At 76.0% G+C, this 12,115-nt stretch carries 13 protein-coding genes; 5 read left to right on the plus strand and 8 right to left on the minus strand.

Features of this window, described 5'->3' with window-relative positions; genetic code table 11:
• Positions 1–81: 81 nt before the first annotated feature.
• The 4 genes from ACI79E_RS13140 to ACI79E_RS13155 all read right to left on the minus strand — a co-directional run bounded on the left by ACI79E_RS13140 (position 82) and on the right by ACI79E_RS13155 (position 3,136).
• Complete coding sequence (locus tag ACI79E_RS13140; protein WP_456932991.1) at positions 82–837, minus strand: SCO1664 family protein; 756 nt, start codon at positions 835–837, stop codon at positions 82–84.
• Positions 838–870: 33 nt separating this feature from the next.
• Positions 871–1,422, minus strand: coding sequence for a DUF3090 family protein (locus ACI79E_RS13145; RefSeq protein WP_456932992.1), 552 nt, complete (start codon positions 1,420–1,422; stop codon positions 871–873).
• Between the two features lie 51 nt (positions 1,423–1,473).
• Positions 1,474–2,175 carry a histidine phosphatase family protein gene (locus ACI79E_RS13150; RefSeq protein WP_456932993.1) on the minus strand — a complete coding sequence of 234 codons (702 nt, stop codon included), beginning with the start codon at positions 2,173–2,175 and terminating at the stop codon, positions 1,474–1,476.
• A 127-nt stretch (positions 2,176–2,302) separates the two neighbouring features.
• The gene (locus ACI79E_RS13155) at positions 2,303–3,136 is read right to left on the minus strand and encodes an undecaprenyl-diphosphate phosphatase (protein ID WP_456932994.1); all 834 of its coding nucleotides are present in this window, start codon (positions 3,134–3,136) and stop codon (positions 2,303–2,305) included.
• Between the two features lie 202 nt (positions 3,137–3,338).
• Between ACI79E_RS13155 and ACI79E_RS13160 the strand changes: the two genes are divergently transcribed.
• Together ACI79E_RS13160 and ACI79E_RS13165 are read left to right on the plus strand one after the other, a co-directional pair.
• Positions 3,339–4,310 (plus strand): aldo/keto reductase, encoded by a 972-nt coding sequence (locus tag ACI79E_RS13160; protein WP_456932995.1) that lies wholly within the window; start codon positions 3,339–3,341, stop codon positions 4,308–4,310.
• A complete protein-coding gene (locus ACI79E_RS13165; RefSeq protein ID WP_456932996.1) occupies positions 4,307–6,259 on the plus strand; it encodes an AAA family ATPase in 1,953 nt (650 codons plus the stop codon). The genes ACI79E_RS13160 and ACI79E_RS13165 overlap by 4 nt, the downstream gene beginning before the upstream one ends.
• A 79-nt stretch (positions 6,260–6,338) precedes the next feature.
• Here the strand turns inward: ACI79E_RS13165 and ACI79E_RS13170 are convergent, their stop codons facing one another.
• On the minus strand, positions 6,339–7,121 hold the full coding sequence (locus ACI79E_RS13170; RefSeq protein WP_456932997.1) for a DUF2470 domain-containing protein: 783 nt from the start codon (positions 7,119–7,121) through the stop codon (positions 6,339–6,341).
• A gap of 224 nt (positions 7,122–7,345) precedes the next feature.
• On the opposite strand from ACI79E_RS13170, the gene ACI79E_RS13175 reads away from it, so the two are divergent.
• Positions 7,346–8,986 carry an alpha/beta hydrolase gene (locus ACI79E_RS13175; RefSeq protein ID WP_456932998.1) on the plus strand — a complete coding sequence of 547 codons (1,641 nt, stop codon included), beginning with the start codon at positions 7,346–7,348 and terminating at the stop codon, positions 8,984–8,986.
• Between the two features lie 43 nt (positions 8,987–9,029).
• Here ACI79E_RS13175 and ACI79E_RS13180 read toward each other — a convergent pair whose 3' ends face one another.
• Positions 9,030–9,296 (minus strand): hypothetical protein, encoded by a 267-nt coding sequence (locus tag ACI79E_RS13180; protein WP_456932999.1) that lies wholly within the window; start codon positions 9,294–9,296, stop codon positions 9,030–9,032.
• Between the two features lie 122 nt (positions 9,297–9,418).
• Between ACI79E_RS13180 and ACI79E_RS13185 the strand changes: the two genes are divergently transcribed.
• Positions 9,419–9,625, plus strand: a complete 207-nt coding sequence (locus tag ACI79E_RS13185) for a DUF5703 family protein (protein WP_097206678.1) — start codon at positions 9,419–9,421, stop codon at positions 9,623–9,625.
• Positions 9,626–9,636: 11 nt separating this feature from the next.
• Here ACI79E_RS13185 and ACI79E_RS13190 read toward each other — a convergent pair whose 3' ends face one another.
• Entirely contained in the window at positions 9,637–10,593 is a 957-nt protein-coding gene (locus ACI79E_RS13190; protein ID WP_456933000.1) for an NADPH:quinone oxidoreductase family protein, read from the minus strand.
• A 126-nt stretch (positions 10,594–10,719) separates the two neighbouring features.
• Here ACI79E_RS13190 and ACI79E_RS13195 point away from each other — a divergent pair, with 126 nt between their 5' ends.
• Entirely contained in the window at positions 10,720–11,298 is a 579-nt protein-coding gene (locus tag ACI79E_RS13195; protein WP_456933001.1) for a class I SAM-dependent methyltransferase, read from the plus strand.
• Between the two features lies 1 nt (position 11,299).
• On the opposite strand, the gene ACI79E_RS13200 is transcribed toward ACI79E_RS13195, so the two are convergent.
• The gene (locus tag ACI79E_RS13200) at positions 11,300–12,103 is read right to left on the minus strand and encodes an SDR family oxidoreductase (protein ID WP_456933002.1); all 804 of its coding nucleotides are present in this window, start codon (positions 12,101–12,103) and stop codon (positions 11,300–11,302) included.
• Between the last annotated feature and the right edge of the window lie 12 nt (positions 12,104–12,115).

The raw sequence follows: 12,115 nt of genomic DNA on the forward strand, positions 1-12,115 counted from the left end.
ACCGTGCGAGATGCGCGGATCTCGCACGCCCGGAGCGCCGGAACCGTGCGAGATGCGGGGATCTCGACGAAAGCGGACAGCTCAGAACGGCGGCCAGGGCAGCGCCGGCCAGTCGCCGCTGGGCTGCGGGTGCCGCCCGGTGCGCAGCAGGTCGGCGACCCGCTGCTGGGTGCGGCGCACCTCGCGGCGGGTCAGGTGGTCGTGCAGCTGCTCCCCGAGGTCGCCCAGCAGGTCGCCGGTCAGCCGCTCCAGCACCTCGACCGCCTCGGCGGGCAGCGGCTGCCCGGCCCAGCGCCACAGCAGGGTGCGCAGCTTGGGGTCCACGGAGAAGCAGATGCCGTGGTCGACGCCGTACACGTGGCCGTCGGGCGTGGGGATGATGTGCCCGCCCTTGCGGTCGGCGTTGTTCACCACCGCGTCGAAGACCGCCATGCGGCGCAGGCCGGGGTGGTCGGAGCGGACGAACGCGGCGAGGTCGACGTCGGGGTCGCCGTCGATCCACAGCTGCACCATGCCGGGGCCGAACGGGCCGTCGCGGAGCACCGTGGGCGGCACGACCCGCCAGCCGGTGGCCTCGGAGACCAGCGCGGCGGCGACCTCCCGGCCAGCGAGGGTGCCGTCGGGGAAGTCCCACAGCGGGCGCTCGCCGGCGACCGGCTTGTAGACGCACTCGGCCTCCAGCTCGCCGGTGCGGATGGTGCCGACGAGGGTCACGTTGCTGGCATCGAGCATCCGCCCCTCGAGGTCGATCTCACCCTCGAGGAGCAGCGCGCGGGCCTCGTCGTCCCCGGCCGGGGCGCGCAGGTCCGACGCCGGGTCGGCGGGACGTTCGGTCATCGGGTCGGCCTCGTCACACCCAGCCCACCCGGCTCAGCGGCGGTAACCGTTCTGCCGCGGGCACACGTGCCCGCTGGGGTCCAGCGGCAGGGAGCACAGCGGGCAGGACGGGCGGCCGGCGGCGATCACCCGGCGGGCGCGGACGACGAACGCCCGGGCCGCCGCGGGGGTGATGGTGACCCGCAGCGCGTCGGGCCCCTCCTCGCTGTCGGAGAGGATCGCGTCCTCATCGACCGGCTCCTCACCGGCGGCCACGGCCTCGACGACGACGGCCTGCGCCTCGCCGTCCCAGGCCAGGCCCATGGCCGCGACGCGGAACTCCTCGTCGACCGGCGCGGTGAGCGGCTCGAGGTCGTCGACCTCGGCGTCGGGCGGGACGACGGTGCCCGGCCGGGTTGCGACCTCGTCGAGCAGCTCGTCCATCCGGTCGGCGAGCACCTGCACCTGGGTCTTCTCCAGCGCGACGCTGACGACGCGGCCGGCGGAGTCCGAGGCCTGGAGGTAGAAGGTGCGGTCGCCGGGCTGCCCGACCGTGCCCGCGACGAACCGGGAGGGACGGTCGAAGAGATGGACCTGGCGCGGCACGGGCCCCAGGTTACGCGGACGGGCGTCCGGGGCGAGCCGGAGACGCCGAGGTCACACGGTCGCGCCGGCCCCGCCGCCGACGACGGCGTCGGAGTCGGCCTTCTTCCGGCGCCGTCCCTTCTTCTTCGGCGGGATGAGCGCGGTGACGTCGCCGCCGGTGTCGTTCATGCGGACGACGAACGGGCGGGTCTCGGTGTAGGTGACCACCGAGATCGAGGCGGGGTCGACGACGATCCGCTGGAACTGGTCCAGGTGCAGGCCGAGGGCGTCGGCGAGGACGGCCTTGATGACGTCGCCGTGGCTGCAGGCCAGCCAGACCGCGTCCGGCCCCAGGGTGGCGTTCCAGGCGCGGACGGCGGCGACCGCGCGAGCCTGGGTCTGCGCCAGCCCCTCCCCCTCCGGGCCGGGGAACACCGCGGCGGAGGGGTGCTGCTGCACGACCTTCCACAGGGGCTCCTTGACCAGGTCCTCGAGCGTCCGGCCGGTCCAGTCGCCGTAGCGGGCCTCGCCGAGCCGGTCGTCGGTCTGCAGCTGCAGGTCGCGGCCGGGCAGGACGGCGGCGGCGGTCTGCCGGCAGCGCTCCAGCGGGCTGCTCACCACGGCGGCCAGCGGCACCGGCGCCAGCCGCTCCCCCACCGCGCGGGCCTGGGCCTGCCCGGTCTCGTCGAGCTGCACGCCCGGGGTCCAGCCGGCGAGGACGCCGCCGGTGTTGGCCGTCGACCGGCCGTGCCGCAGGAGGAGGACCGTGGTCACGACGCCGCAGCCTAGGGGGCGCTGCGCACGGCTCCCCCGGTCGATCACCGGACCGGTGCCCGGCGACCCGCCGCGACCGGGCGTGTCGCCGGGCACGCACCCGGTGGTCGACCGCGCGCGGGCGGCGTCAGGAGGCGGCGAGGACCCCCGTGCCGAGCAGCACCAGCAGCAGCCCGCCCAGCAGCACCCGGTAGACGACGAAGGGGGTGAAGCTGCCGCGGTCGAGGTAGCGCAGCAGCCAGGCGATCACGGTCCAGCCCACCCCGAAGGCGAGCACGGTGGCGAGGAGCGTCGGGCCCCACGACACCGTCTCGCCCGCCACGTCGCCGGTGAGCGCCTCGTAGGCCTGGAAGAAGCCCGAGCCGAGGACGGCGGGGACGGCGAGCAGGAACGAGTAGCGGGCCGCGGCCGAGCGCGAGTAGCCGAGGAACAGACCCATGGTGATCGTGCCGCCGGAGCGGGAGACGCCGGGCACCAGCGCCATCGCCTGGGCGACCCCGAAGGCGATGCCGTGCCCGACGGTCAGCCGGTCCAGCTCCCGCTTCTTCGCGCCCACCCGGTCGGCCCAGAACAGGATCAGCGAGAAGGCGATCAGCGCGACCGCGACGATCCACAGGCTGCGGAAGGTGGTCTCGATGTCGTCCTGGAACAGCAGGCCGAGGACGACGATCGGCAGGCTGCCCACGATGATCAGCCAGCCCATGCGGGCGTCGGGGTCGCTGCGCGCCGACCGGTCGCCCAGCGAGCGCACCCAGGCGGCGATGATCCGGCCGATGTCGCGGCGGAAGTAGAGCAGCACCGCGGCCTCGGTGCCGATCTGGGTGATGGCGGTGAACGCCGCGCCCGGGTCGCCCCAGCCGAAGGCCTCCCCCACCACCCGCAGGTGGGCGCTGGAGGAGATGGGCAGGAACTCGGTCAGGCCCTGCACCAGGCCCAGGACGACGGCCTCGACCCAGCTCATCGGGTGCTCATCCCCCGGTGGGGAGCGGGGCTGCGACGGCGGGCGGGGACGGGTCTGCGGAGCACGGGAGGCCAGCCTAGGCGCGGCCGGGCCGGGGACCCGGGCGCCGCTCCGGTGCGGCGGCATCCCCAGCCCGGCGCGCCGTCCCCGATCCCCCGAGCTCCCCGGCCCGGGCGGGGGGTCGCCGGTAGGTTGGCCCCCCGTGGAACAACGCGCGCTGGGGCGCAGCGGCCTGGTCGTCTCCCGGCTGGCGCTGGGCACCATGACCTGGGGCCGGGACACCGACGAGGACGAGGCCGCCATGCAGCTGACGGCGTTCGTCGACGCCGGCGGCACCCTGGTCGACACCGCCGACGTCTACGGCGACGGCGAGAGCGAGCGCACCCTGGGCCGGCTGCTGGCCGACGTCGTCCCCCGCTCCGACGTGCTGGTCGCCACCACCGCCGTCGGGCGCACCGCGCCGGGGCCGATGGGCCGCGGCGGCTCCCGCGGGCACCTGCTGGCCGCCCTCGACGCCTCCCTGGACCGGCTGGGCCTGGACCACGTGGACCTGTGGCAGCTGCACGCCTGGGACGAGACGACCCCGCTGGAGGAGACCCTCGCCGCGTGCGACACCGCGGTCAGCTCCGGGCGGGTGCGCTACGTCGGGGTCAGCAACTTCACCGGCTGGCAGACCGCGCAGGCCGCGACGTGGCAGCGGGCCTGGCCGGGCCGGGCGCCGGTGGTGAGCACCCAGGTGGAGTACTCGCTGCTGCAGCGCGGGGTGGAGCGCGAGGTCGTGCCGGCCGCCGAGACGCTGGGCCTGGGGGTGCTGGCCTGGTCGCCGCTGGGCCGCGGGCTGCTGACCGGCAAGTACCGGCACAGCACGCCGCCGGAGTCCCGCGGGGCCTCCCCGCAGTGGCAGGGGTTCATCGACGGGCTGCGCAGCGCCACCGCCGACCGCATTGTCGAGGCGGTGATCACCGCCGCCGAGGGGCTGGGCACCAGCCCGCTGGCCGTGGCGCTGGCCTGGGTGCGGGACCGTCCCGGCGTGACCGCCCCCGTGGTCGGCGCGCGCACCGCGCAGCAGCTGCAGGCCTCGCTGGACGCCGAGGCGGTGCGGTTGCCGGCCGCGATCCGCACCGCGCTGGAGGACGTCTCCGCGCCCTACTTCGGCTACCCGGAGCGGCGATGACCCGCCCCGCCGTGGCCGCCGACCCCGTCTTCGCCGCCTTCTGCGCCGCCGGCCTCTGGCCCGGCCTGGGCAAGCGGGCCGCGGCCGAGCTCCCCGCCGCGGGCATCACCTCCCCCGACGACGTCACCGCCGACCGGCTGCTGAAGCTGCCCCGGGTGGGGCGGCAGCGCGCCGAGCGGCTGTTCTCCGGGTTCCTGGCCGCCCAGCCCACCTACGAGGTGGTGGCGCTGCTGGTCGGCGCCGGTCTCGAGGCGAGGCTGGCCGCCACCGCCGCCGACGCCCTGGGCACCGACGCGGCCCGCCGGCTGCGGGACGACCCGTGGGCGCTGCTGACCCTGCCCAGGGTCACCCTCGCCGACGCCGACCGGCTGGCGATCGCGGTCCTGCCCGGCGCCGACCGGCAGGACACCCGCCGCGGCCGGGCGATCGTGTCGATGACGCTGCGCACGGCGACCCGCGACGGGCACACCGTGCTGCCCGCCGACCTGGTCGTCGCGGCCCTGCGCGCCGAGCAGGTCGCCGACCCGGCGGCGGCGATCGTGGCCGCCGTGGAGAGCGGCGACGTGCTCGAGCACGAGCCGCCGGAGCCGGAGTTCGACGAGGACGCCGACGTCGAGGAGCTGCCCGAACCGGATCCCGCCCTGCGGACGCTGTCGCTGGCCCGCTACGGCATGGCCGAGGAGGCGGTCGCGGAGAACGTGGCCCGGCTGATGGCCACCGCCGAGCGGATCGCCGACCCCGCCGCCGTCCGGTCGGTGGCCAAGGGGCTGGACGAGGCGCAGAAGAAGGCCGTCGCCCAGGTGCTCGGCGCCGGGGTCTCGCTGCTCACCGGCGGCCCGGGCACCGGCAAGAGCCGCACGGTCGCGGCGGTGGTGTCGCTGCTGCGGTCCAAGGGCAGCGAGGTCGCGCTGGCCGCCCCCACGGGGCGGGCGGCCAAGCGGCTGGAGGAGCTCACCGACCACCCCGCGGTCACCGTGCACCGGCTGCTCGGCGCCCAGGGCACCTCCGGCGGGTTCGCCCGCAACGAGGAGTGGCCGCTGGACGCCGACGTCGTCGTGGTCGACGAGGCCTCGATGCTGGACGTCGAGCTGACCGCGGCGCTGCTGGAGGCCTGCCAGGACGGCACCCACCTCCTGCTGGTCGGTGACCCTGCGCAGCTGCCCTCGATCGGCCCCGGGCACGTGCTGGGCGACCTCATCGACTCCGGCGTCGTCCCGGTCGTGGAGCTGACCACGCTCTACCGGCAGGCCGAGGGCGGGGCGATCGCGCGGCTGGCCAACGCCGTGCGGGCCGGTGAGCTGCCGCCGGTGGACTCCCCCGACCGGGAGGTCGTCGTGGTCCCGGCGGCGGGCAGCGCGGAGGCGGCCCGGCGGGTGGTGCAGCTGGTCACCGACTCGATCCCGCGGGCGCTGGGCATCGACCCGGCGGCGGTGCAGGTGGTCACCCCGGTGCACCGCGGGCCGGCCGGCACCATCGAGCTGAACAAGGCGCTCAAGGCGCAGCTGAACCCCGGCGACGGCACGGTGTGGGGCTTCGACGTGGGCGACCGGGTGGTGGCCACCGCCAACCACCTGGACCTCGAGCCGATCGGGTTCGCCAACGGCGAGGTGGGTGTGGTCACCGGCACCGGCGACGGCACGCTGGACGTCGACTTCGCCTCCGGGCCGGTGACGGTCAGCGGGTCGGCGATGAGCGACCTGCGGCACGGCTGGGCGATCACCGTGCACCGCGCGCAGGGCTCGGAGTGGGCCGGGGTGGTCGTCGTGCTGCCGCCGGAGGCCGGGGGGATGCTCTCCCGGCCGCTGGTCTACACCGCGCTCACCCGCGCCCAGCGGCACCTGTCGATCGTGCACGCCAGCGGGGCGGCGCTGGCCCGCGCGGTCGGTCAGGTCGACGTCCGGCCGCGGCGCACCCGGCTGGCCGCGCTGCTGGCCGACAACGCGGACTAGCCCAGCGGACCGGCCCACCCGAGGGCCTTCGTGGCCACTTCGGCCCCTCGGGAGGCGGCCGAAGTGGCCACGAAGGCCGTCAGTCGCGGCGGGCCAGCGCGGCGCGGGCCGCGCACAGCAGCTGCCGGGTGGCCCCGTGCAGCTGCCCGGGGCAGGTCAGCGGCCGGGCGAAGGGGATCCGCAGGTCGCGGGTGCTGGTCAGCCGCTCGATGCGCAGCCGGTACCCGAACCGGTCCACGCCCAGGGGCCGGACGACGTCGCGGGGCCCCAGCTCGCCGGCCGGGATGCGGCTGCGCAGCAGCTGCAGCACCTCGGGGTGGTCGCGGTCGAGGTGGCGCAGCATCGCCGCCTCGACGCCGGCGAGGGGGTCGGGGCGGGCGGCGGCGTAGTCGTGCGGGCCGACCTCGGCGCAGCCGGTGCCCTCGCGCAGCACCACCTCGGCGAGGTCCAGGCGCAGCAGGGTGGTGTCGCCGCCGACGTCGAGCAGCTGCCCGACCGGGCGGACGTCGGCGAAGGCCATCGCGGCCAGGCGCTGGTCGGCGGGGTGGACCGGGGTGAGCCAGCCGGAGAGCCACAGCTGGGCGCGCAGGGTGTCACGCAGCGGGACGGGGGCCCGGTCGCTGACCATCAGGACGGCGGTGACGTCGGGTTCCCCGGCCAGGGCGGCGGCCACCTCCCCCGCGCCCGGCACGAGCACCAGCACCTGCCCGTCGCGGGTGGTGGCGTGGGCCAGCGGCCGGCTGGGTGCCAGGCCGCGGACGCAGAGGGCGGCCGGCTCGCGGGAGGCGACGGTGCGGGCTCGTTCGGCCGGGTCGGCCAGCACGGCGGGCGGCGCGGGGCTCCGGCCGGGGCTCGTCGTCATGGGCGCTCCCTCGAGATCTGCGACACAGGACTTAGGCGAGCCTAACCATAGTGACCTCGGTGGGGGAAGGCCTGGCGGGCGGCCGCGCACCGCCCGGACCAGCCGGTCTCAGAAAGAGACGGCGCGACTCCCCGGCGGGCCGTTGCCCCGGCCTCCCGGGTGGGTGTCCCATGGGCCCCACTCCGGGCACCCGCCCGCGGCGCCCGGGCCTCCAGGGGGCTGCCGTGCTCGTGACCGCCTGCCGTCGGACCGCCGTCATCGGCGTCGTCACCGCGCTCTCCCTCGGCACCGGCAGCGGCGTCGCCGGCGCCCGGGCGCCCGCGGTCCCGGCCGCCGAGCCGATCGTCCCCACCCTCACCTGGACCGACTGCGGCACCACCGAGGCCGGGACGGCGGCCGGCGTCCAGTGCGCCACCGCGCCGCTGCCGCTGGACTACGACGACCCCGCCGGCGCGCAGGTGCAGATCGCGCTCGCCCGCGTGCCGGCCACCGACCCGGCCAACCGCATCGGGTCCCTCTTCTTCAACTTCGGCGGCCCGGGCGGGACGAGCGTGGACGTCCTCCAGGCCGTGGGGGCGGCGTTCCTCCCCGGGCTGACCGCGCGGTTCGACGTCGTCGGGTTCGACCCGCGCGGCGTCGGCCAGAGCAGCCCGTCGATCGACTGCCGGGTGGACCAGGAGACCCAGGGCATCTACTCGATGCCGGTGCCCACACCGCTGGACATCGACGTCGACGCCTACGTCGCCAAGGCCCAGGGCTACGTGGACGCCTGCCTGGCCAACGGGCCGATCCTCGAACACGTGTCGACGGCGAACGTCGCCCGCGACATGGACGTGCTGCGCGCCGCCGTCGGCGACGAGCGGCTGAGCTACCTGGGCTTCTCCTACGGCACGTTCCTCGGTGCCACCTACGCCGCCCTCTTCCCCGACCGGTACCGGGCGCTCGTGCTCGACGGCGCGATCGACGCCGAGGAGTACATCTCCGACCCGCTGAGCAACATCGCCGAGCAGACCGCCGGCTTCGAGCAGTCCCTGGCCCGCTTCGCCGAGGCGTGCGCGGTGGACCAGCAGGCCTGCTCGGGCTTCGGCGGCACCGACCCCTACCTGGCCTACGACCGGCTGGTCGCCGCCGCGAACGCCACGCCCATCCCCGCCGACGGGTACCCCGCCGACCCGCGGGCGGTCACCGGCGACGACATCCTGATCGCCACGTTCGGGCAGCTGTACTCCAAGCGCCGGTGGGGCACCCTCGGTGCGGCGCTGGCCGCCGCGGCCGCCGGGGACGGCTCGGCGATCCGGCAGCTGGTGGACGGCTACTACGGCCGCCGGGACGACGGCACGTTCGACCCCGGCCTGGACCGCTACTTCACCATCGGCGCCAGCGAGCAGCGCTATCCGCAGGGCGACCTGGGGGTCTACCTGGACCGTGGCGCGGAGTCGTGGGCGTCGTTCCCGCACTTCTGGTCCAACAGCGGGTACGCCGAGATCAGCTACGGGCTGTGGCCCGCCCGCGACGAGGACGCGTTCACCGGCCCGTTCACCGTCCCGGCGTCCGCACCGCCGGTGCTGGTCATCGGCACCACCTACGACCCCGCGACGCCCTACCCGTGGGCGCAGCGGCTCACCGCGCAGCTGGGCAACGCCCGGCTGCTGACGATGGAGGGCGACAACCACACCGCCTACCTGGGCAACTCCGCGTGCATCACCGCCGCGGCCGACACCTACCTGCTCGAGGTGGCCCTGCCCGCCGAGGGCACCGTGTGCCAGCAGGAGGTGCCCTTCGTGGCGCCCGCGCCGGCCCCGACGGCGGACCGGACGTCGGTCCGGACCGACGTCCTCGGCTCGCTGCTGGCCGGGGGACGCTGAGCCCGCGCCCGGGCCGGCGGACCGGCCCGGGCGCGGGGGCGCGTCAGGTGAGGTCGGGGTCCTCCTCCACGGGCACGTCGGCCTCCTGCTCCAGGACGTCGGCGTCGTCGGCCTCGCGGTCGCCCACGGGCCGCAGCGGCGCGCCGGTGCCCCGCGGCCGGGCCACCAGCTGCTGGTCGAGCGCATCGGCCTCCGGCACGTCACCCGCGGGCGGGGTGGCGTCGGCGGCGAGGGACACCTCGGGCGGATCGACCAGGTCCTGCTGCTCGGCGCGGTCGGCGTCGGTCGCGTCGATGCCGGGGTCGGTCACGTCGTCCTCCCTCTCGTCGTGCGGTCGGGGTCGGGCCCATCCTGCCGCCCGCACGGGTGACCGGCAGACCGGGAGACGACGAACACGTGCTCCACGGGCGACGGGCGGGCACAATCGGGCTGATGGAGGCGGTTGCCGGGGATTACGAGTTCGCGCCGCTGCGGATCCCACCGGGCACGTCCCGGTCCGCAGCGGCGACCATGCTGAGCCTGCAGTCGGACGTCGGTGGCTGGGAACTCGCCCGGCTGCAGCTGCACGCCGACGGCACGCGCAAGGCCATCCTGCGCCGGCGGGCGCGGTTGTCCTACCTGCCCAAGCCGCACATCTAGCGCGCCCCCGCTCAGGGGACGAGCACGACCTTGCCCACGGTGCTGCGGTCGGCCAGCCGCGCCAGCGCCTGCGGGGCCTGGTCCAGCGGCAGCACGTCGCCGATCATCGGGTCCACCTGCCCGGCGGCGACCAGCGCGGTCAGCGCCTCGTGGGTGCGGGCGATCAGCGCGGGCTCCTTGGTGCGGTAGAGCCCCCAGTGCAGGCCGACGACGCTGTAGTTCTTCACCAGCGCGTGGTTGGCCGGGGCCTCCGGGATCCGGCCGCTGGTGAAGCCCACCACGACCAGCCGCCCCTCGAAGGCGATGCACTTGCGGGAGCGGTCGAAGACGTCGCCGCCGACCGGGTCGTAGACGACGTCGGCGCCGTGACCGCCGGTGACCTCCTTGACCACGGCGACGAAGTCCTCGCTGGTGTAGTCCACGACGTGGTCGGCGCCGAGCTCGCGGCAGACCTCGACCTTGCGCGCGCCCCCGGCGGTGGCGATGACCCGCGCGCCGGCCGCCTTGCCCAGCTGGATCGCCGCCGACCCCACGCCGCCGGCGCCCGCGTGCACCAGCAGCCACTCCCCCGGCTGCAGGTGCGCCCGGCGGTGCAGCCCGACGTGCCCGGTCTGGTAGGTCAGGTAGAGCGCGGCGGCCTTCTCGTCGGACATGCCCTCGGGCACCGGCCAGGCGCCGTCGGCGTCCATGAGGGCGTACTCGGCGAAGGCGCCGGGGCCGCCGGAGGGGCCGCCGATCACCCGCTGGCCGGTCTCCACGACCTCACCGCACAGCTCGACGCCGGGGGTGAACGGCAGCGGCGGGCGTTCCTGGTACCTCCCCTGCACCATGAGGATGTCGGGGAAGTTCAGCGCCGCGGCCCGCACCCGGACCAGCACCTGGCCGTCGCCGGGGGTGGGCGGCTCGACGTCCTCCAGCCGCAGCACCGCCGAGGGATCACCCAGCTCGTGGACCCGCCATGCACGCATGCCCGCGACCCTGCCAGACGCGCCGGTGACCCGCGTTCCGGGCCGTCCGGTTCGCCGCCGGGGCGCGGTCGTGACAAGGTGCGGACCGGCGGTCGCCGACTCCCCGGGCGGCCGGGAAGGACGTCGATGCTCTCCCACCTGACCGACCGGCTGCGCTTCCTGCAGGCCTTCGTCACCAACCCGCGCCAGGTCGGGGCGGTCCTGCCGACCTCGCGCTGGGCGGTGCGCGACATGCTGGACCTGGCCGACCTGCCCGCGGCGCGGCTGGTCGTGGAGCTGGGCGCCGGGACGGGCTCGCAGACCGGCGAGATCCTCGCCCGGCTCGGCCCCGACGCGCGCCTGCTGGCCTTCGAGATCGATCCGCGGCTGGCCCGGCTGCTGGCTGAGCGCCACCGGGACCCGCGCCTGACCGTGGTCAGCGACTCCGCCGAGTTCCTCGACGCGCACCTGGACGGCTCCCTGGCCGACGTCGTCGTCTCGGCGCTGCCCTACACCTCGCTGGAGCCCGGGCTGCGCCGCCGCATCCTCGACGTGCTGCCCAAGGCGATGACGCCGCAGGGGGTGACGCTGGTGATCCAGTACTCGCCCCTCATGGAGGGCGAGCTGCGCAGGCGCTTCGCCTCCGTGCGCCGGCGGATCTCCCCGTGGAACGTGCCACCGGCGTTCCTGTTCGCCTGCTCCGGGCCCACCGGCCCCGCGCGGTAGGTCAGCGCATCGTCGGCGGGCGCAGCGCCTCCGGGACGACGGCGGTCTCCCCGGTCGCGGTGCGCGCGCTGGGCACGCCCTTGAACCGGTACGGGACGGCGCCGATGCCCGGCTGCACGATGTAGGCCGCGCCGGGCTCCCCCGACGCCCAGGCCGCGACCATCGCGTCGGCGACCTCCGCGGCGGTCAGCACCGGGAAGCCGGCCTTCTCGAACTCCTCGCGGATGGGGTCGATGATCGCGGTGTCGGCGAACCCCGGGCAGATCGCGGTCATGGTGATGCCCTCGGCGGCCAGCCGGGGCGCCATCGACCGGACGAACGCCACCGCCCCGCCCTTGGCCACGCTGTAGCCGGGGTCGGTGGCCATCGGCGAGAGCCCGGCCAGCGACGCGGTCACGACGATCGCACCGCCGCCGGATCGCTGCAGCGCCGGGAGCGCGGCCTCGGTGCCGTAGACGACGCCGAACAGGTCCACGTCGACCACCCGCAGGAAGCCCTCGACGTCCAGCAGCGCGTCGGAGTCGAACCCGGCGATGCCGGCGTTGAGGAACACCGCGTCGAGCCGGCCGTGCTCGGCCTCCACCTGCGCCACGACGGCCCGGTTGGCCGCGCGGTCGGTGACGTCGAGGACGGCGAACCCGCAGCCGAGGTCGGCGGCCGTGGCGCGGGCCCGCTCGCTGTCGAGGTCGGCGAGCACGACGGTGACACCGCCCCCGCGCAGCTTCTCGGCGAGGGCCCGGCCGAAGCCGCCGGTGCCCCCGGTGATCAGCGCGACGGAGCCGGGGCCGGGGGTGGTGGAGGTCACCGCCGCATCACA

Source organism: Geodermatophilus sp. SYSU D00079 (assembly GCF_054050635.1).